The organism is Bacillus cihuensis (assembly GCF_000504145.1).
In the GTDB taxonomy this organism is placed as follows: Bacteria; Bacillota; Bacilli; order Bacillales; family DSM-1321; genus Peribacillus; species Peribacillus huizhouensis.
Genome location: NZ_KI632495.1, coordinates 721,882 through 742,428 on the forward strand (window position 1 = coordinate 721,882; position 20,547 = coordinate 742,428).

Here is a 20,547-nt window from a genome sequence, read left to right on the forward strand (position 1 = left end):
TTATTAGCTCCTCATATGTAATGAATCTGGGTGCATCTCCATAAACTCAATCCAATTCCCATCGGGGTCTACTACCCAGAATTGGTAGTTTAAACTCACCCCTTGGGCAATTTCTACTGCTAGTGTTACTCCTTTTTTCTTTAAATTTTCCGCTGTTTCGTGGATATCCTCTACTTCGAAACAAATATGATTTTCTCTTTCTTTAACACCTTCGATACCATGGTAAAATAATTCAATGAAGCACCCTTCAGCAACTTTCACGTATTCAATCCACGGTTCACCATTTGGCTGATTCAATTCAAACGCTTTCTTAAAACCGAGTTTATTACAATAAAAATCCAATGAACGTTCCATATCTACTACTTTTAATCCTACGTGATTAATCCCTTTAATCATCTGCAAGCCCACCTCATTATATTGAATTATTTATAACTTCCCTCAAATCCCCATACATACTAGCTCGCTTGTAGGATATTGTTTTCTGTAAGTTTCTTTTTTCCATGGAGGACATAATACAAAAAAATACTCGCAAATACGACCACTGCCAAGGTTAAATACAAGCCACGAAAACCAACAACTGGAATGATAAACCCTATTAGAAAAGGGCCAATTCCTACTCCTGAATCCATAAACACGTAAAAGGTTGAGGTTGCAAGCCCCACTCGGTGCCGGGGTGATTCCTTTATGGCAATAGCTTGACAGCAAGAATTCATTGTTCCAAATCCAAGACCAATTAGCGCACCTGCTAAAAGGAGAGTGAATCCTTGGTTGGCTTGACTAAGAGTGACTAATCCGATCACAAATAATAGTAACGCTGGATACATCACAATGTTATCCCCTTTTTTATCTAATAGCCGTCCAGTAAATGGTCTTGAAATCAAGATGAAGACAGCATATACAAGAAAGAAGAAACTTGCAGCCTCCATTAAATTAATTTCTTTTGCATATGAAGTCATAAATGACAGGATACCTGAGTAAGCAAAACCCATAATTGCAATAATGATAGCGATAGGAACAGCCTTTATTTCGAAAAAATCTTTCAACTTAAAGCCTTTCATCGCATCAATCTGTTCTTTTGTGATGTTTCCTTCAGGGATATGCACAAATAATAAGATAATAGTACTAACGAGAGTGAAAAGTGTACAAGCTACAAATATTATCGTAAAACTTCCTTGTTCGCTGATATAAAGACCTAGAAAGGGGCCAACTGCCATTGCAAGGGTTATACTTAATGAAAAATAGCTTATTCCTTCTCCTCGACGTTCATTCGGAATAATATCCATGATAACTGTTGCTATAACTGTGGTAAACAACCCAAACGCTGCTCCATGAATAAAACGAATAAATAATAATACGTTCATGTTTTCTACAATAAAATATAACAACATCATAATCAAAAATAAAAATAATCCGCCATAAAGCATCTTTTTGCGTCCAATGATCTCAATATATTTTCCAGCAAAAATACGTGAAACTAGTGCACCCACTACAAATATACTAGACGCAAGACCCGCCATGCTTTGTGAAGCGTTAAATTCTTCAATCGCATAAACGGTTAAAGTTGTTATTAATAAATAAAAGGTTAAACTCCCAAAAAATGTAGATACGGACATGATGATAAAATCTTTTGTCCATAATTTCGATGTATTCACCTCAATGCCTCCTATTTCCAAAACAATAAAGTATATTGTCCAATATTTTACTAAACTGATTATTTTGTATTTGCAAAAGCCTCGTTTCCGATTCTAACCAATAATTAAAAATATTAATGAGTCCCCTTTACATCTAATATTGTGTTTGTTACATTCTTTTTCTCAAATGCAGAAGTACTGATTTTTTCTTGTAATTTTTCAAAATAATCGTTTGGGTCGATGGGTAATTCTACTGTTTCATTTAACCAAGAAGATAAGTACATGGCATTTGCAATTTCTAATGCCTTTACCCCGTCTTCTCCTGGCGCTACTAAAGATGAACCTTTTCTGATCGAATCAATCCAGTTTTGAATAATTTTTGCATGATTCGCATTTTCACTTTTTACAGGAATATCAATTTTCTTCCATTCAGGCTTACCGAAACCACCCTTGTATGTCTGATTAAATTCACGCTCTGATTGTGTTAATTGGTAAAAGGTAAGTTCTTCATTTTCAACAACGATTTTCCCGCGATCTCCAATAATCTCAAAGCGATTCGTTCCTGGAACTTCCCCTGTTGAAGTAATAAATACACCGGTCGCCCCATTTTCATATTCGACATAGGCTGTTACATCATCTTCAACCTCAATATCATGGTACTTTCCTACACTAGCCACTGCACGAATCCGTTTTGGCATATCCCCTATTGTCCACTGCCAAATATCTAATTGATGAAGTGCCTGATTTAATAGAACACCGCCACCTTCACCTTTCCATGTGGCTCTCCATTTACTTGAATCATAATAACTTTGTGAACGGTAAATATCAGTCACAATCAAATTGGTTCGTTTAATCTCACCAAGTTCCCCTGAATGAATAAGATCCCGTAATGTTTGATAAAGGGGATTCGCCCTTTGGTTATACATGATACCAAATACTTTACCACTAGCTTTAGCTGCTTCATTCATTTCCAACACATTTTTTGTATAAACCCCTGCTGGTTTCTCAATGAGGACATGTATCCCATTCGCAAAGGCTTTTTTTGCTAGTTCTGGATGACTGTAATGGGGCGTCGCAATTAGAACGGCATCAATTCCTGATTCGCTAAAAAAGGTCTCTTCATCCCGGAAAATTTGCACATATCCTTGTGTATTATTTTTCACCCATTCAATTCGACTTTCATTACGACTACAAATGGCCGTTAATGTTGCCCCTTCGATTTGTCCTTTATCCAGTAATCGAACATGTGAACTGCCCATGTTCCCTACTCCAATGATACCAACTTTTACTAAACTCATATCTATCCACCTCTAATTTAAATGTTTTTAAAATCTTGATAACAAATTAATAGTATGAAACAATCTAAATGAACAATAACCACTATGTGGTACACGTGTATCGTTATTTGGTTAAATTGAGTATAATGAATTTATAACATCTTTGTCAATCATATTGTTTTTCTTCATACAATCATCAGTTATAATAGAAAATAATGAGTAAAAACATTGATGCGATTGGGTAATTTTTTCTGTCAAAAAACTTGAAAGTTAATTTCTAGATATTTGATCAATGACAGAAATTCTCTATGAAAGATCAAAATTTCAGATATAATTGAATGGGTATAGAAAGTGGAAGGAGTACATACTTTTGAATAACGATAAACAAGATCAAAATAAGACATCTAACGTGCAAGTTATTTCTCGAGCGGCTAGCATACTGAGGACCCTTAGGGATCATCCAAAAGGATTAAGCCTGTCACAAATTGCAAAAGAAGTGGGATTAGCACGATCCACGGTGCAAAGAATTGTTTCTACACTAGAACAAGAAAATTTTATCGCACAAGCCTCTACTAACGGCGGGATCCGTCTTGGACCTGAAATTTCGATGCTTGCTGCTGCTGTCCATAGTGACCTTAGAGAAGAAATTAGACCATTTTTAATTCAACTATCTAATGAAGTGAATGAAACTGTCGACCTCTCAGTTTTAGATAACGGAAAGGTCCTTTTTGTGGATCAAATTATCGCTCCGCATCCATTACAAGCAACCTCACAACCTGGAGCAGCCTTTCCATTACATTGCACGGCAAATGGAAAGGCTATACTCGGCTCATTACCTATAACTGAGGTTGAAAATCTGCTACCCGATCAATTAACAAAGTACACAGATAAAACGTTTACAAATCGTAATGAACTGTTAAAAGAGTTAGAAATAGTTCGAAAAGAAGGTGTTGCTTTTACCAGAGAAGAACACATTCATGGAATTTGTGCGGTAGGCGCAGTTGTTTTTGATCGTATGAAAAATATCAGTGCTGTCTCTATACCACTCCCAGCAACTCGATTTTATGGTAATGAGCAAAAACTAGCGACTGCTCTTCTTAAAACTTGTCAAAAGATCATTCAACACTTTGATATAAAACAATAAAGTGACCCCATTGCTCAATAGTGGAGTCCTGCGATCTTTTAATGAATAATTTTGATCCATGCCTATTACTTTTATTTTTGATTGCATTTTTTCCTTAGTCCTTATTGAATTTGAGCACGTTCTATTTCCAACAAAAATATAGATTCCTCCAAATAGATCATGACGCTTACTCAAAACAAAAGGAGACCCCACTAAACTCAAATAGTATGAACTTTCACAAATTAAACGTTCATACTATTGATGTTTATTAGTGTGGTCTGTCCTTTTTTACTTTTTACTTTTTATTTTTTCTTTTTTCAGCTAAATCAATTTTTAACTGATTCATACGTTGTTTATTTAATGGATAGAAAAATACGATAATGAAAAAGATAATTAAATAGATAGCTCCAGGCACGATGGTAGCTAGTGCATAGATTCCATCAAGTGCATTCTGTGATTGTACTTCACGAGTGGCATCATAACCAATAGCTGTAATGGCAAAACCGCCTATCCCACCAGCAAGTGCTTGACCTATTTTACGAGCGAAGGAATAGAAAGAATAAACAGTGCCATCTTCTCGTATTCCAGTTAATAATTCATGATAATCGATGACATCAGTGACAAAAGCCCATATCATTGTATTAAAGAATGCATACCCAAACATTCCAATAGCTGAAACAGCAATAAATTGGGAAATAGATAAGTTCGTTAAGAAGAATAAAAGAATATACACAGCGGCTGCAAGGATCATTCCTACTGTTGTTATTTCTTTTTTACCAAATTTAGCAACCAATATTTTTACCAATGGAATCGCGATAAATACAGTAACTGTTTGGATAATTCCTACCATGCTTAATGCTGCTGTATTACTAAAGTATTCTTTAAACAGATAAACGTTAACGGCACCGATGAGCATCGTACTCATCATAAAAATTAGAGATGCACCAAGAATAGCAATTAATGGTTTGTTTTTTAATAAAGCTTTTAATGTATGACCTAAATTAGGTTTGATCCCGTTATTTTCAGGCATCGCTACACGCTCAGTTGATAGTTAATAACACGCCATGTAACAAGCAAAAGAAAGTACACCAAAAATTACAGCTGCCATGAGAAAACCATCAGCGTCTGCCTTATTGTCTACAAATACAATCAATGGTCCAACCGCATTAATGATTAAACTGGCCGACATGGCTCCCATCGTTCTGAATGTAGATAAAGAAGTACGTTCAATATGGTTATCTGTAATCAAAGAAGCCATGGAACCGTAAGGAATATTGACTGTACTATACAAAGTTCCCCATAATATGTAGGTGACAAAAGCATATGCTTCGTAAAAACCATTCGACATCCCTGGAATATGAACGAACATTAATACACCTGAAATCACGAGTGGAAAAGACATTCTGAAAATCCATGGTTTAAATTTGCCATGTTTACTTGGGGTTCTAGTATCGATAAAACGCCCCCAAGTCACATCAGCAACAGCATCCCAAAGCCTAGCAATTAAAAATAGAATTCCAACAAAGGCAGCACTAAGTCCATAAACATCTGTATAGTAAACCATCAAGAAGGAACTGACTAAAATAAAGAAAAAGTCGTTTCCAAAGTCGCCAAACATATAACCAAGCTTATCTCTTAGACCAAACGCTCTTACTGTTCCATTTGAATGAATTGATTCTGTATTAATCTCTTTTTTACTAATGCTTTGACTCATTTTATTTCACCCTTCACTTGTCGCTTAATTTCAAAGTCGTTAGAAAGCACTTTCAGTAATGAAAATAAATATAAATCTTTCATCTATTAATCAGTAAAAATTTTGAATTTTATTATCTCTATTTCGAGATAAAGTATTAAAAAATGATTCTATACTCTTATTAGAGCTTTCATTTTCAGCTCTAATAAGAGTATATTTTTTACTAAATTATTTTGATAAGCGTTGAAGTAAAGCTTCTTTTTCCTTTTCAAAACCTGGTTTACCAAGTAAAGCAAACATATTTTTCTTATATGCCTCAACACCTGGTTGATCAAACGGATTTACGCCAAGCAAGTGGCCGCTTATTGCAGTAGCTTTTTCAAAGAAGTAAACCATTTCACCAAATGTAAACTCCGTTAATTCATCCAATTCGATGACTAAATTTGGTACTCCGCCATCCACATGTGCCAGAACAGTCCCTTGAAAAGCCTTTTTATTGACTTCATCCATTGTTTTTCCAGCTAAAAAGTTCAAACCATCAATATTATCTGGATCTTCTTGAATAGTTAGTTCAATCTGAGGCTTTTTAATCTGAAGGACAGTTTCAATTAAGTCACGGCGACCTTCTTGTACATATTGTCCCATCGAGTGTAAATCAGTTGAAAAATCAACGGAAGCAGGAAACAGTCCTTTTTGATTTTTCCCTTCACTCTCACCATTTAATTGTTTCCACCATTCAGATACATAATGTAGTGAAGGTTCATAGTTTACTAACAGCTCAATCGTTTTTCCTTTACGGTAAAGAGCGTTTCGTACTGCTGCATATTGGTAACTTTCATTTGTTGCAAGCTCTGAGTTATTGTATTTTTGTGCGGCAGATTGAGCACCTTCCATCATGCGGTCAATATCAAGTCCAGCAGTAGCAATTGGTAAGAGTCCTACTGCAGTTAATATCGAATATCTTCCACCTACATCATCAGGAATAACGAATGTTTCATATCCTTCTGCGTCTGCTAGTTTTTTTAGTGCCCCATTTGCTTTATCAGTGGTAGCATAAATACGTTTTTTCGCTTCTTCCTTCCCGTATTTTTTCTCCAAATGGTCTCGGAAGATACGGAAAGCTACGGCAGGTTCAGTTGTTGTTCCAGATTTAGAGATAACATTCACAGATATATCTTTACCCTCAAGCAACTCTAGCAAATGCGTTACATATGTAGAGCTAATATTTTGACCAGCAAAATATACTTGAGTTGCATCACTCATCTGGTTATGGAATGTATGAGAAAGTGCTTCAATTGCAGCTATTGCTCCTAAATATGAACCACCGATACCGATCACAACTAACGCATCAGAATTACCACGAATTCTTTCAGAAGCTTTTTTTATTCTTGAAAATTCTTCTCTATCATAGGTATTCGGTAAATCCACCCAACCAAGAAAGTCAGAACCTGGTCCTTTTTTTTCGTGAAGTCGATTATGTGCAACTTTTACAAATTCATCAAGATAATCAACTTCAGTTTGTTGCATGAATGATAATGCGTTTGAGTAATCAAAAGAAATAGTCATGTAAATCCTCCTAAATTAAATGTAAGATTAGGAGCAATCAGGGATGAACTGATTGCTATTTTATTAAACGTCTATGAAATGTTTCAAGCTACTTAATCTGAATGCTTAGTTTTTAGGTGCTTTTTCCCAATCAGCTGCGAATTTTTCGATACCTTGATCTGTAAGTGGGTGTTTAGTAAGTTGCTCAATGACACTGTAAGGAATCGTCGCGATGTGAGCACCCGCCATAGCTACACGAGTTACATGGTCTGGATGTCGAACAGAAGCTGCAATGATTTGTGATTCTAGTTGATGAACACGGAATAATTCAGCAATTTTCGCTACCAATTGAACACCATCTTCAGAAATATCATCTAAACGACCTAAGAATGGTGATACATAAGCAGCACCTGCACGAGCTGCTAAAAGTGCTTGGTTCACAGTGAAAATAAGAGTCACATTGACTTTAACACCTTTTGCTGCAAGATATCGTGTTGTTTCTAGGCCAGCTAAAGTCATCGGTACTTTGATTGTTACCTTTTTATCTCCACCATTGATTTTAATTAATTCCTCTGCTTCTGCTATCATTTCTTCAGCTGAAACGGCAGCAGGAGTTACTTCTGCAGATACAGACTCAACAACTGGTACAGCTTTTAGAATTTCTTCAATACGATCTTCGAATTTAACCCCTTCTTTAGCCACTAATGAAGGATTTGTCGTTACACCAGAAAGAACGCCAATTTTATACGCTTTTTTAATATCCTCTAGATTTGCAGTATCGATAAAAAATTTCATTATAAATTACCCCCATATTTTCATAAAAAATTTTTTTTGTTATTTTCTTACTTTTTCTCTACAGCATGCCCACCAAACTCATTGCGAAGTGCTGAAACAACTTTCCCTGTAAACGTATCCTCTTCCAATGAGCGATAACGCATTAACAAGGACATCGCAATTACTGGAGTTGCCATTTGAAGGTCTAAAGCTGTTTCGAGCGTCCATTTCCCTTCGCCTGAAGAATGCATGACCCCTTTGATTTCGTCTAGTTTTGCATCTTTAGAGAAAGCACTTTCTGTTAATTCCATCAACCATGAGCGAATAACAGATCCGTTGTTCCAAACCTTTGCAACTTTTTCATAATCATAGTCAAATTCACTTTTTTCTAGGAGTTCAAAACCTTCACCAATGGCAGCCATCATTCCGTATTCAATACCATTATGAACCATTTTCAGGAAATGCCCACCACCTGCTTTACCTGTAAAGATATAGCCATTTTCTACAGCAGTATCACGGAAAATAGGTTCTACAACCATCCAAGCTTCAGAGTCTCCACCTACCATATAGTTTGCTCCATTTCGAGCACCTTCCATCCCACCAGAAGTTCCAGCGTCCATATAATGAACACCAATTTCTTTTAGTTGGTTATAACGGCGAATGGATTCTTTGTAATGGGAATTTCCAGCTTCAATCACAATATCTTCTTTTTCCAACAATGGTGTGATTTCACTAAGAACTGAATCAACAACAGAGTGTGGCACCATAATCCAAAGAACTCTTGGTTTGTCTAATGATAGGAAAAGTTCGCTTAAATTCGTTGTACCTTTCGCACCGTACTTTTGTATGTCTGCTATTGCATTTGGGTTTAGATCAAATGCTACTACTTGATGTTTGTGGTCAATTAAGTTTTTACCAAGATTTAATCCCATTTTTCCTAATCCAATTAATCCGACTTGCATGTTTTTTCCCCCTCAATTTAACTTTTCATAGATGTTTAAAGATATTTCGTAATGTCCTTACGTTTTTACTTTAAGAATTTAATAATTTTTTTGTAGTTTCAACAACATTTGCTGTTGTAAATCCAAATAACTCCATTACGGCTGCTCCAGTACCAGAAGCACCAAATGTAGCAATGGATACAATTTTCCCTTCATTTCCTACATAACGATCCCAACCAAGGGAAATACCCATTTCTATTGCTATTCGTTTAGTAATTGTAGATGGTAGTACCAGCTCTTTATATGCTTCAGATTGACGATCGAATAGTTCCCAACTCGGCATTGCCACAACACGTACTGATACGTGGTCTTTTTCAAGTTCCGTTTTTGCGTTGACAGCTAAGGAAACCTCAGAACCTGTAGCTAGGAGAATAACATTTGGATTTTCATTTGTTTGAGTTAACACATAAGCACCTTTAGTAAGGTTCTCAATATTGGCTTGCGTTTCATCAAACACAGGTAAGTTTTGACGGCTTAATACTAATACAACCGGCCCTTCTGTTTGACTTAAAGCATATGCCCAAGCACTTGCTGTTTCATTTGCGTCTGAGGGACGAATGACTGTCAGTCCTGGAATCGCACGAAGAGCTGCAAGTTGTTCAACTGGTTCATGCGTTGGACCATCTTCTCCTACTGCAATTGAATCATGAGTAAACACATACGTAACAGGGAGCTTTTGTAAAGCTGCTAAACGAATAGATGGACGTAAATAATCATTGAAGACAAAGAATGTACTAACAAATGGTTTTACTCCGCCGTGAAGTGCCATCCCATTACCAGCAGCACCCATTGCATGTTCCCTAACACCAAAGTACACATTGCGACCAGCAAATGATTCGACAGCAAATTTCGCTTCGCCTTTAATATCTGTCATCGTAGAGCCTGAAAGGTCAGCACTTCCGCCAAAAATTGCTGGAACAGTCTTAACAAAGTGGTTAATGGCTTGTCCACTTGCCACTCGAGTTGAAACCTCTTTATCCGTGTCGAAAGTTAAAATGTCTTGTGCTTCAATTAAAACCTTACCATCTATGGCATTAGAAAGTTCATTTGCCATTTCAGGAAAAGCTTCTTTGTAAGCGTCAAACAATTTATTCCATTGACCTTCTTTTTCACGGCCAACTTGTTTTAACTCCTCAAAGTGGGCTTTGACTTCTACAGGTACATAGAAATCTTCTTTGTAATTCCAGTCATAAGCTAATTTTGTTGCTTTCGCTTCATCAGCCCCAAGTGGATTACCGTGCGCTTTATTCGTTCCAGAAACTTTCGGGCTACCAAAACCTATAATCGTTCTAATTTCGATAAGAGTTGGTTGATCTAGATTTAGTTTCGCTTCTTCAATCGCCTTTGTTATGGCTGTAACGTCGTTTCCGTCTTCAACTCGTAAATATTGCCAATTAGCAGATTCCGTACGTTTTTTTGTATCTTCACCATATGAAAGGTTTAATTCTCCATCTAGAGAAATATCATTTGAATCATATAAAGCGATTAATTTTCCTAGCTTCATATGACCTGCCATAGACATTGCTTCATAAGCAATACCTTCCATTAAATCACCGTCACCAACTAATGCATACGTAAAGTGATCAACTACTGGGAATTCTTTTTTATTAAATTTTGCTGCTAAGTGTGCTTCTGCCATAGCCATTCCTACTGCATTTGCAATCCCTTGACCTAATGGACCTGTTGTAGCTTCAACACCATCAGTATGACCAAATTCCGGGTGACCTGGTGTTTTGCTATTTAATTTACGAAAACTTTTTAAATCCTCAATGGAAACATCATAACCAGTTAGATGTAATAAGCTATACAATAAGCTAGAGCCATGTCCTGCTGAAAGAACAAAACGATCACGGTCAAACCATTTTGCATTTTCAGGATTATGGTTTAAATGATTAGCCCATAATGCATAAGCCATAGGTGCGGCTCCCATTGGTAGACCAGGATGACCAGAATTGGCGCTATTTATGGCATCAATTGATAATGTTCGAATCGTATTTACAGCCATTGTTTCTATTGTTTTACTCATCAGATTTATATCCTCCTAGATATTTCGTTATTGTGTTACTAATTCACGAACGGTTTCAACTGGATCTTCGTCTTCCAACGAAACATCATCCAGCCACCATGTGAATCCATCTTCTTTAAGTAACCGATTAGCTGCCTTAGGACCATTAGAACCTGCATTATACAGATAAAGTGGTAATAGGTTTTCTTTAAAAGCATCAAGAATTGGTTGTACCCATTCCCATGACAATTCAACTTCTTTCCAATGAGCAAAGAAAGTTGAATCTCCATGAATAGCATCAAAAATCAAACGCTCATAAGCTTCAGGTACGCCTACTTGCTCTGTTGAAAAACTAAACTTTAAGGGTTCAATTTCTCCGTTTATCGGATTTCTACTATTTAATTGTAAAGAAACATTTTCATTCGGATTGATTTCGATTATCAATAAGTTAGGAGCTACTTTTATTGTAGAACTCTCACTTGATGAATCTTTGAATTCAAAGACAATGCGGGTAGATTTTCCAGCCATTCTTTTTCCTGTTCGAATATAGAATGGGACCCCTTGCCAAATTGGATTATCGATCCAAAGCCGCGCTGCCACATAAGTATCATTTGGGGAGGAATCTTCAATTCCAGGCTCATTTGTATAAGAAACAACTGGCTTATCTAATATTTCACCTGCCCGATATTGGCCACGAACTACATCTATGCTTACATCTTCTTTTTTTAATTGACGAACCGATTCCATCACTTTTTTCTTTTCATTTCGAATTTCATCTGGGCTTATTGTATTTGGCTTGTGCATAGCAGTCATCATCAATATTTGTAACATATGGTTTTGTACCATATCACGAATAGCCCCTGCTCGGTCATAATAACCAGCTCTCTCCTCGACTCCTACAGTTTCACTAGCAGTAATTTGGACATTAGCTATATGCTGATTGTTGAATAGGGTCTGAAGGACTGGATTTGTAAACGCTAGTGTTTCTAAATTTTGTACCATAGACTTTCCAAGGTAATGATCAATTCGATAGATTTCATTTTCTGCAAAAGCTTGGCTTAATTTTGCATTTAGCTCTCGTGCTGACTGCAAATCGCGTCCAAATGGTTTTTCAATGATTAGTCGTTTCCATCCTTTTGTGGAACCTAAGCCACTTTCTTGAATATTTAAGGCAATGAGATCAAAAAACTCTGGTCCAACGGATAGGTAAAACATACGGTTTTCCGGTATATTTAATTCATTTTCACGTTGTTGGACAAGATTTAAAAGTCTTCCATAATCTTCTGAGTCTGCTGCATTTAGTGCACTATAACGAAATGCATCGAGAAACTTATTCATTTTGTCGCGTTCAAAGATCATGCGTCTAGAAAATGTTCTTACCGATTGTTCCACATGATTTTGAAAATCTTTATCAGACATTTCACGTCTACCTAATCCAATTATTGAAATAGATTGAGGCATTTTTTGATCAAGATATAGATTATATAAGGCAGGGTATATTTTTCTTTTTGCTAGATCCCCAGTTGCACCATATAAGACGAATGTCATTGATTCCAATTTCAAATCCTCTTCTCCTTCTATCATTCTTTAAATGATATTTTTAAATACATCGTATCGGCTAGTAGTTTTCAACTTCATGTTACTTGCCTTTCGATGTTAGCTAACTACGAACAAAGCACCTAAAATTCCATTTATAATAACAAGGTTACTTTATATAACCATAATAATTAAGGTATTATGCTACTTCAATTAAAATGTGTCGAAATTGTGAACGAAAATAACTTAACTATAAATAAAAAGTAATCACTGGTAAAACCTTGTCTTCGTTCTATTAAGAAAGCATTATTTTTTTGATCTAATGAAATGACAATATCGGACATCCCAATAAATAAACCATTTTCAATTACACCCGGAATCATATTAAGCTTTTTTCTATTTTTATGGCTAAGATAGATCCATTAAACTTGGTGGCCATATTACAAAATCATGATTTAACGGATGGGAATTTCCGGTATCATCTTTGTCTAATTATTTTTATTGATCATACTATGCTGTCCTTCAATAAAACGTACTGTACCCGTTTTAGCGCGCATAACAATTGAATGTGTAGTACCAATATTTCCTTTATATTGAACTCCTCTTAGAAGCTCACCATTCGTAACGCCTGTTGCTACAAAGTAGGCATCATCGCCTTTCACAATGTCATCCATTAATAAAACTTTATTAAAATCGAGAATGCCCATTTTCTTCAAACGATTTTTTTCTTCTTCAGTTTGTGGAAGAAGCTTTCCTTGAAACTCCCCTCCTAGGCTTTTCAATGCGGTAGCAGCTAATACACCTTCTGGGGCACCTCCAGAGCCAAGCATAATATCAACACCTGTATTATCAAAAGCAGTATTTATTGCAGCTGCCACATCCCCATCTTGCATGAGTTTAATTCTTGCACCTGAATCACGAATCTCCTGAATCATTTTTTCATGTCTTTCTCGATCTAATATGGCTACTACTAAATCTTCAATATTTTTATTTTTTGCAGTCGCGACAGCTGTTAAATTCTTAATGACCGGCGCATTAATATCGATTTTCCCAACGGATTCGGGACCTACAGCTATTTTTTCCATATACATATCCGGTGCGTGTAAAAGGTTACCACGGTCTGCAACTGCTATTGTGGCGAGAGCGTTCGATGTCCCCGCAGCAACAATATTCGTTCCCTCTAATGGGTCCACAGCAATATCAATTTCAGATCCAGTCCCTGTTCCTAGTTTTTCGCCAATAAATAACATTGGAGCCTCATCCATCTCACCTTCCCCAATAACAACAGTGCCTTTCATCTGAATGGAATTAAACATGTCCCTCATGGCTTGTGTTGCTGCTTCATCTGCTTCTTCTTTCTTCCCTCTTCCCATCCATTGTCCAGCAGCTAAAGCTGCGGCTTCAGTCACTCTAACAAGTTCCATTGATAAATTTCTGTTCATTTTAATATCTCCCCTTTGTTATATAAATTTAATTACTTATTTACTCAATTGTTTAATGACTTGTTTTTCAGCTATAAGCTTAATTTCTTCTCCTGTTATTCCTTTATGGGCAATAACATTTGTTTGATAATTTTTTCCTTTACATTTAACTGTAACAAATATTTCAATCATTAATTACTCATCCTTTCAACTTGTAAACTTAGTTACTTTAAATTTATTATTCTCGATTTCAAGATATTTTAGTATAAAAAAACTAGTGGTAATTTTAACTGAATCTTTGCTTGCGATTAGTTTTCACTACGTTGTAACTGATCATTCATGGCTATAGTTTAAAATCGATTCTTCCCTTTTGTTTTATTTTATTTAACATGCTTATCATCATATATAATACTTCGGTTTTCACGGCCATCTATCCAGTCGAGCTGCTCTATTTTATCGATGACATATGTCTTTGAAGTGCTTAATTTGAAAACGCTATTTGCCGATTTGTTAGATAGTTTGTTCCCAAATTGTGATACAGAGTGTCTAATGCAGATATCGATGAATGTCCAAAGTTATAATTCCTCAAATCGTATTTGATTATTTCTTGTGCAGATTTAGCAAATTCAATAGTAAGTTCTTTTTTTACACTATCCACCTCCAGTCCAATGAACTAGTATAAGTTTACCTCGTATTAATATATATTTAATTTAAATATCTTTAATACGAGATAATTTTAAGTTATTACCTTCTTAGTGTCAAATACATTGCTCATTTATGATGTTAGTCCTTATATTCAAGAACTTTGTCATTCTTTCTATTAGATAGGTTTTGAGTTAACGAGAATAATTTGCTTCCATTTATAATTAGATTTAATGACATTGCAAAAAAGAAAATTCTATCTCGTAGCTATTCATTTGCCAGTTACCTAAGAAACCAACAATCATCTTTACTTTAAGTGTTTCCAAAATCACCAGTAATGCAAACTAAGAAGAAATTAGTTTTGTTTTGAATCCAATAAGTAAAGCAAACCCACTAATAAAACTTCCGATTTTCTTGTGATTAATGGTTTGTAATAGCCTCTCCACATGTTTCAGGTATGTTCTATCAGTTTCGCAACTTTTAAACAAGCATCCCATCCAAGATGATTAAAGCCAACATAAGGCACTTGCGCAAATCATTAGGCATTATAAATCGCGCCTACTTTTAAAAATGCATATCACATTTCTTGTAAGACTTTGCATTTTCAATCTTATCCTCATTAAAAGTCATATTCCGCATCTTTCGCTCGGCGAATATCTGAGTAAGCATGATCGAGCAACACTGTGTCTTCCACTAAACGCTCCATACGGAAAATGATATCATCGTTGATTATTTCTTTTCTATGGAAATCCTTTTCTTCGATAAATACGTAGGTTTGAACAATATGCGCCTTCATATAAGCTAAAATCGGTTTTAACTGTTGTTCCACCATTAAATAATGCTTAGCTGTACCAGCTGTAACAACTATACTCACCACTTTATCTCGGAAAGCGTTGACTGGTAATAAATCGAAAATGTTTTTTAATGTCGCTGGAATAGATGCTTGAAATACAGGTGTACCAATAATAATAGCATCTGCTGCCATGATGGTTTCCGTTACATACTTAGTATCTCCTTCATATTCCCAATAATTTCGTCCATCACTAAACACCAGTTCATATTCTGCAAGATCTAATAATGTGATTTCTGCATCAGGATATTTCTCATTTGCTAATCTTATCGTATTATCCATTGCTGTTCGAGTCTTAGAGCCTACATTAGAACCTGAGATTCCTACAATTTTCATCCTAATCACTCCTTATTTTTTAGCAGTATATTTCTTAATCGCTGGCAAAATTTCTGCTGCAATCAGTTCAATATTTTTTGCAACCTTTTCGAATGGCACGCCACCAAAATCGATCTGTGCCATAAAGCGTTGTTGACCAAATAATTCATTTTGGTAGAGCATTTTTTCAATAATTTGTTGGGGACTACCAATCATTAACGCATCACGATAATCTGTAGATTGCGCAAATTGTTGTTTTGGATAGCCGCCGCCACGTAATGCCTGCATACCAGAATTAGCGTGTGGATAGTACTCACGAAGTGCATCCTGTGAATTTTCTGCAGTATAAAATAAACTCGTTGTTGCGATTGGTAATGTTGCTGGATCAAAACCGCTTCGCTCCGCTGCCTCACGATACGCCTCAACCGAAACTTTAAAGTTAATAGCAGGACCACCAAGTGTTGTCAACATCATCGGCACACCTGCATAACCAGCCTTAATTGCACTTGCAGGTGGGCCACCTACTGCACGCCAAATTGGCATTTGACCATTTTGAGGTTGCGGCAAAATGGATGCATTGTTTAACGGCGCACGGAATTGACCTTCCCACGTTACTTTTTCCTCGTTATTTAACTTCATAAGAAGCTCCATTTTTTCTTCAAACAATTCTTCATAATCACGGACATCAAACCCTAGTAAACTATATGCTCCAACACGTGAACCCCGACCCGCAACAATTTCTGCTCGACCTTTTGAAATCAAATCAAGTGTGGAAAAATCTTCATACACTCGAACAGGATCGGATGTACTTAACACCGTTGCTGAGCTGGCAATTTTAATATTTGTTGTTGCTTGTGCGATGGCCCCTAAAATGACCGTATGCGCTTGTGTTGTAAAAAACGTTTGATGGCTTTCACCAACAGCAAATACGTCAAGTCCTGCTTGATCAGCTAGCTTACTTGCCTCAATTAATTCCTGAATCCGCTGTTCAGCACTAATTTTTGAGCCTGTATGTGGATTAGGTAAATGATCCCCAATTGAATATAAACCGAATTCAAGTCCTTTATCTGTATCAATACGATATTGCTTCATATTTTCTCTCTCCTTTTAATCAAGTGGTGTCAATTTTGCTTCAATTTCAGCACGTCGTTCTTCTAAAAATGGTGGTAAATCTAAAGTTTTACCAAGTTCTTCGACCGTCGAATCGGCGGTAAATCCAGGACCATCTGTCGCAATTTCAAATAAAATACCGTTTGCTTCACGGAAATAGAGGCTTTGGAAATAGAAACGATCCACAACCCCAGTTGATTGGAAACCACGTTCTTTAACGATCTCGTCCCAATAGCGTAGCTCTTCTTCATCTTTCACACGAATGGCTAAATGATGAATACTTCCTCTTCCGGGCTTCTCACTTGGCCCTTCTTTCTGTTTGACGACAATCTCTCCGAATGACTGTCCAGCAACAGCTTGATAAATGGCTTCTGTGTCAGACCGAGTCACTTCTACATAACCAAACATGTCCTTTAATGTTTTCGCTAATCGTTCTAAGTAACGCACTGTGATTTCGATTGTTCCGATTCCTAAAATGCGATGTTGTTGCTCGATGATGGAGCCTTCCCATCCTGACCATTGTTCAGGAACCTTCTCGCCGTTATTATTTAACAAAACCATTCGCAAGCCTTCTGAATCTTCAAAATGTAAAGCATCTCGACCGGCATATGTCGTTAATTCACCGTGCTTTACATCTAATGACTCGAAACGCTTTTTCCAAAATATAAGACTGTCAAATGACGGAACTAGTAAACCAATTTGTGTAATTGCGTTTGTGCCGCGAACTGTTCTTCCTGCAATCGGCATTTCAAAAAACGACAGCTCTGTTCCCGCACTACCTGTTAAATCTCCATAAAATAAGTGATACATAGTAGGGTTATCTTGATTCACAGTTTTTTTCACTCGGCGAAGCCCTAATACATTTTGATAAAAATCATGATTCATTTGAGCATTTTTTGTAAGCATCGAAACATGATGATGGCCAGAAATTGTATACATGTTTGTTCCTCCTTTTATAACTTGACTAATCAAATGATGTTGCAAAAAAAATTACTCAGGCGGTAATTCTCTTTTTTGACTATATTTATGGACACGTGTCATTAGTGTATATAGCGTTTTTTGTTCTTCTTCGTTTAATACATCTTCAAAAAATGACGATTGAAAGGCAAGTTGTTCAGGCATTGCTTGTTTTAAAATAGATTCCGCCTTATCTGTAAGGCTAATCGTTTTCGTTTTCCAATCTTGCTTACGAACAATATAACCTTCTTTTTCAAGACGTACGAGCATACGCGATATACCACCTTGCGTTACTGTCACTTTCTCGGCTAACTCCATTTGCGTGAGTGGCTGATAAATGCGGATTTGCATGAGAACATCAAATTGAGCAGTCGTCATATCAAATCGTTTTAAGAAGTCATTCGACATTTGGTTACTTTGATTCGTAAATCGCATTAAACGTAACCAAATTAATGAACCTAGCGTATTATTCCGCATTTTATTTCCCTCCTCTTTGTTAATCTTGTTATCACTTTACTACTCAAATGAATGAATAGCAAGTAATAAATCTTAAAAAGAGTAATGTCAAGAACATTAAAAATGATGGCTGCAATGGTTGATGTATCATTTACTTAACAAGAATTAACCGAAAACATTAGATGTCTAAAAGAAATATAGTTATTTTTTATTAGTCTACCTGTTATACTACTAAATAGTACTAATACATATTTCGATTTAAAGTATTATTAACATAAGTACTATTTAAAAATTGCTAATGATATCGTTTAAGTACTTGTATATTTTTTAAGAATGAGGGAATTTAATGACAACAAAAACAAAATCTTCGAGAAAAATTGCTAGGTATTCACTTATTATTATGGGGGTAGGATTTATTGCAACTACCCCATTCCAAGGTTCATTTTGGATCGAATTATTACATGGAGGGTTCGAAGCAGGGCTTGTTGGTGGATTAGCCGATTGGTTTGCAGTTACTGCGCTATTTCGCCATCCACTTGGAATACCAATTCCACATACAGCACTTCTACCCAATAATCGAAAAAGAATGACAAATGGGCTTGTTTCGATGTTGAAAAATGACTGGCTTTCCAAGGAAAGTATTCAGGAAAAAGTAAAACAAATTCCTTTAACAGAAAAGCTGATCGCCATTTTAGTCAAGCAGATACACACTGAAAAGTTTAGAAAAGGTATTATTAGGCTGATCACGCAAATGATTAAATATATAGAAATCGAAAAGATTACACCCTTCGTAAAAAAACAAATCATATCGACTCTATCTAAAATGGAAATGAGCAAATTTCTTCAACTCGTAAGTTCACAACTGCTTAACGAACAGTTTGATAAAAAAGCATTGGATCATATTTTGAATAAAGCTGAGACTTGGTTAAGAAAAGAACAAACTAGTCAACGATTAGGAACAGTTTCCATGAATGTACTTAGCAAAATTGAAGCAGATGGTATGCTTCAATTTGCACTTAAATCCATTCAAAGTCTGCTTACCGAGGAGAAACTCGGCAATATCGTGCAAAATCTATTATTAAGTGTGATAAAGAGTTTGCAATTTGAGAACGAACCGAATCGAGAAGCTTTAATCTTATATATCCGGAACGAGATACAAGGTATTAACGATAATAAGGACGTATTAGTAAGTATTGAAAAATGGAAAGGTCAACTTCTAGAGAAATGGGAACCTGATCAAACAATAACCGAGAGTCTTCAACAAATTCAAAAAAATGTAATAGATCTCGTAGAAGATCATGAGTTTATTGATATGTATCTTATTCCATTAATGAACCACATACTAGACAATATAAAAGAAAATAGCACGAATATTGATAATTGGATACAGAAACAAATAATAGTTCTCGTTGAAAATAATCATGAACAAATTGGCAATCTTGTGCAGGAGAATTTAGATAAGTTAGACAATGATACACTGATTGATATGATGGAAAATAATATCGGAAAAGATTTACAGTGGATTCGTGTTAACGGAGCAGTTTGCGGTTTTATAATAGGGATCTTACTAACAGTTGTACAAGCTTTGTCTAAGCTAGCATAATTTCCTTTAAAACCAAATAAATCAATTGTTACTCTCGCTTAAAATGGCATTTAATCGGTTGTTATAAGAATATATAGGGTAATATCCCATACAAAAAAAGAGCCAATTGGCTCTTTTTTAGGTTAATTCTTCACGATTCCAGTTCTCAAATTATTTACACCAAATTCTAAATAACCTTTTAAACAAGTTAACATAAAAACCCAACCTTCTTTATTGTCAACTAATTTATGTAATAATTCTCCATCACTTTCATTAAATCCTTGTTCATTCACTTCAATAATTGTATTAGATTGATCCAATTCATTTAGTGTTATCGTAACAATATGTTCTTCCTCATATCCCCCCCATTTGAATACTATTTTTTTATTTTGCTCGACATCTATTACTTTAATATCCACTTGTGCATCATATTCATCATATTTCAATGTAACCGTCTTACCTTGTTCCCACCGTTCAGAGCTTGACGTAAACCAAAAATTGCCGATTTTTGAAGGGTCTACGAACGCTTCAAATACTTCATAAGCTGGTTTTAATATTTTAAATGTTGTTATGTTATTCATATTCGATTTCATCCCACTTTCGATTTATTTAATACTTTAAGGTCTCAC

17 protein-coding genes and 1 pseudogene are annotated in these 20,547 nt (G+C 35.8%); 2 read left to right on the forward strand and 16 right to left on the reverse strand.

Features of this window, described 5'->3' with window-relative positions:
- Positions 1-3 precede the first annotated feature (3 nt).
- The 3 genes from V179_RS0109420 to V179_RS0109430 form a co-directional block, all read right to left on the reverse strand.
- On the reverse strand, positions 4-396 hold the full coding sequence (locus tag V179_RS0109420; RefSeq protein ID WP_028391215.1) for a VOC family protein: 393 nt from the start codon (positions 394-396) through the stop codon (positions 4-6).
- A gap of 59 nt (positions 397-455) precedes the next feature.
- Positions 456-1,652 carry an MFS transporter gene (locus V179_RS0109425; RefSeq protein WP_028391216.1) on the reverse strand — a complete coding sequence of 399 codons (1,197 nt, stop codon included), beginning with the start codon at positions 1,650-1,652 and terminating at the stop codon, positions 456-458.
- A gap of 113 nt (positions 1,653-1,765) precedes the next feature.
- Complete coding sequence (locus tag V179_RS0109430) at positions 1,766-2,929, reverse strand: Gfo/Idh/MocA family protein (RefSeq protein ID WP_028391217.1); 1,164 nt, start codon at positions 2,927-2,929, stop codon at positions 1,766-1,768.
- Between the two features lie 349 nt (positions 2,930-3,278).
- Here V179_RS0109430 and V179_RS27670 point away from each other — a divergent pair, with 349 nt between their 5' ends.
- Positions 3,279-4,052: an IclR family transcriptional regulator gene (locus V179_RS27670; protein WP_051404907.1), complete on the forward strand. Its 774-nt coding sequence runs from the start codon at positions 3,279-3,281 to the stop codon at positions 4,050-4,052.
- A gap of 274 nt (positions 4,053-4,326) precedes the next feature.
- Here the strand turns inward: V179_RS27670 and V179_RS27675 are convergent.
- From V179_RS27675 to V179_RS0109500, 12 genes and pseudogenes are all read right to left on the reverse strand, one after another.
- Positions 4,327-5,745 (reverse strand): annotated as a pseudogene (locus V179_RS27675) (MFS transporter).
- 207 nt (positions 5,746-5,952) lie between these two features.
- Positions 5,953-7,290: a glucose-6-phosphate isomerase gene (locus V179_RS0109445; protein WP_028391218.1), complete on the reverse strand. Its 1,338-nt coding sequence runs from the start codon at positions 7,288-7,290 to the stop codon at positions 5,953-5,955.
- Positions 7,291-7,395: 105 nt separating this feature from the next.
- Positions 7,396-8,064, reverse strand: coding sequence for a fructose-6-phosphate aldolase (gene fsa, locus V179_RS0109450; protein WP_028391219.1), 669 nt, complete (start codon positions 8,062-8,064; stop codon positions 7,396-7,398).
- Between the two features lie 47 nt (positions 8,065-8,111).
- The gene (gnd, locus tag V179_RS0109455) at positions 8,112-9,005 is read right to left on the reverse strand and encodes a phosphogluconate dehydrogenase (NAD(+)-dependent, decarboxylating) (RefSeq protein ID WP_028391220.1); all 894 of its coding nucleotides are present in this window, start codon (positions 9,003-9,005) and stop codon (positions 8,112-8,114) included.
- Between the two features lie 70 nt (positions 9,006-9,075).
- Positions 9,076-11,070 (reverse strand): transketolase, encoded by a 1,995-nt coding sequence (gene tkt, locus V179_RS0109460; RefSeq protein ID WP_028391221.1) that lies wholly within the window; start codon positions 11,068-11,070, stop codon positions 9,076-9,078.
- Positions 11,071-11,097: 27 nt separating this feature from the next.
- Positions 11,098-12,606 carry a glucose-6-phosphate dehydrogenase gene (gene zwf, locus V179_RS0109465; protein ID WP_028391222.1) on the reverse strand — a complete coding sequence of 503 codons (1,509 nt, stop codon included), beginning with the start codon at positions 12,604-12,606 and terminating at the stop codon, positions 11,098-11,100.
- Positions 12,607-13,073: 467 nt separating this feature from the next.
- Positions 13,074-14,027, reverse strand: coding sequence for a class II fructose-bisphosphatase (glpX, locus tag V179_RS0109475; protein WP_028391223.1), 954 nt, complete (start codon positions 14,025-14,027; stop codon positions 13,074-13,076).
- A gap of 36 nt (positions 14,028-14,063) precedes the next feature.
- Positions 14,064-14,198: a BA3454 family stress response protein gene (locus V179_RS0109480; RefSeq protein ID WP_028391224.1), complete on the reverse strand. Its 135-nt coding sequence runs from the start codon at positions 14,196-14,198 to the stop codon at positions 14,064-14,066.
- 1,069 nt (positions 14,199-15,267) lie between these two features.
- The gene (locus V179_RS0109485; RefSeq protein WP_028391225.1) at positions 15,268-15,834 is read right to left on the reverse strand and encodes an NADPH-dependent FMN reductase; all 567 of its coding nucleotides are present in this window, start codon (positions 15,832-15,834) and stop codon (positions 15,268-15,270) included.
- Positions 15,835-15,846: 12 nt separating this feature from the next.
- Positions 15,847-16,905, reverse strand: coding sequence for an LLM class flavin-dependent oxidoreductase (locus V179_RS0109490; RefSeq protein WP_028391226.1), 1,059 nt, complete (start codon positions 16,903-16,905; stop codon positions 15,847-15,849).
- 15 nt (positions 16,906-16,920) lie between these two features.
- A complete protein-coding gene (locus V179_RS0109495; RefSeq protein ID WP_028391227.1) occupies positions 16,921-17,862 on the reverse strand; it encodes a ring-cleaving dioxygenase in 942 nt (313 codons plus the stop codon).
- Positions 17,863-17,913: 51 nt separating this feature from the next.
- Positions 17,914-18,357: a MarR family winged helix-turn-helix transcriptional regulator gene (locus tag V179_RS0109500; RefSeq protein ID WP_028391228.1), complete on the reverse strand. Its 444-nt coding sequence runs from the start codon at positions 18,355-18,357 to the stop codon at positions 17,914-17,916.
- 325 nt (positions 18,358-18,682) lie between these two features.
- Between V179_RS0109500 and V179_RS0109505 the strand changes: the two genes are divergently transcribed.
- Positions 18,683-19,939 carry a DUF445 domain-containing protein gene (locus tag V179_RS0109505; protein WP_028391229.1) on the forward strand — a complete coding sequence of 419 codons (1,257 nt, stop codon included), beginning with the start codon at positions 18,683-18,685 and terminating at the stop codon, positions 19,937-19,939.
- Between the two features lie 122 nt (positions 19,940-20,061).
- Here the strand turns inward: V179_RS0109505 and V179_RS0109510 are convergent, their stop codons facing one another.
- A complete protein-coding gene (locus V179_RS0109510; protein WP_028391230.1) occupies positions 20,062-20,499 on the reverse strand; it encodes an SRPBCC family protein in 438 nt (145 codons plus the stop codon).
- Positions 20,500-20,547: the final 48 nt, after the last annotated feature.

Excerpts from the sequence above, each read along its gene's own strand:
- V179_RS0109420 (WP_028391215.1), bottom strand. The coding sequence starts at position 396 with ATGATTAAAGGGATTAATCACGTAGGATTAAAAGTAGTAGATATGGAA.
- V179_RS0109430 (WP_028391217.1), bottom strand. The coding sequence starts at position 2,929 with ATGAGTTTAGTAAAAGTTGGTATCATTGGAGTAGGGAACATGGGCAGT.
- V179_RS0109445 (WP_028391218.1), bottom strand. The coding sequence starts at position 7,290 with ATGACTATTTCTTTTGATTACTCAAACGCATTATCATTCATGCAACAA.
- fsa (WP_028391219.1), bottom strand. The coding sequence starts at position 8,064 with ATGAAATTTTTTATCGATACTGCAAATCTAGAGGATATTAAAAAAGCG.
- gnd (WP_028391220.1), bottom strand. The coding sequence starts at position 9,005 with ATGCAAGTCGGATTAATTGGATTAGGAAAAATGGGATTAAATCTTGGT.
- tkt (WP_028391221.1), bottom strand. The coding sequence starts at position 11,070 with ATGAGTAAAACAATAGAAACAATGGCTGTAAATACGATTCGAACATTA.
- glpX (WP_028391223.1), bottom strand. The coding sequence starts at position 14,027 with ATGAACAGAAATTTATCAATGGAACTTGTTAGAGTGACTGAAGCCGCA.
- V179_RS0109480 (WP_028391224.1), bottom strand. The coding sequence starts at position 14,198 with ATGATTGAAATATTTGTTACAGTTAAATGTAAAGGAAAAAATTATCAA.
- V179_RS0109485 (WP_028391225.1), bottom strand. The coding sequence starts at position 15,834 with ATGAAAATTGTAGGAATCTCAGGTTCTAATGTAGGCTCTAAGACTCGA.
- V179_RS0109490 (WP_028391226.1), bottom strand. The coding sequence starts at position 16,905 with ATGAAGCAATATCGTATTGATACAGATAAAGGACTTGAATTCGGTTTA.
- V179_RS0109495 (WP_028391227.1), bottom strand. The coding sequence starts at position 17,862 with ATGTATACAATTTCTGGCCATCATCATGTTTCGATGCTTACAAAAAAT.
- V179_RS0109500 (WP_028391228.1), bottom strand. The coding sequence starts at position 18,357 with ATGCGGAATAATACGCTAGGTTCATTAATTTGGTTACGTTTAATGCGA.
- V179_RS0109505 (WP_028391229.1), top strand. The coding sequence starts at position 18,683 with ATGACAACAAAAACAAAATCTTCGAGAAAAATTGCTAGGTATTCACTT.
- V179_RS0109510 (WP_028391230.1), bottom strand. The coding sequence starts at position 20,499 with ATGAATAACATAACAACATTTAAAATATTAAAACCAGCTTATGAAGTA.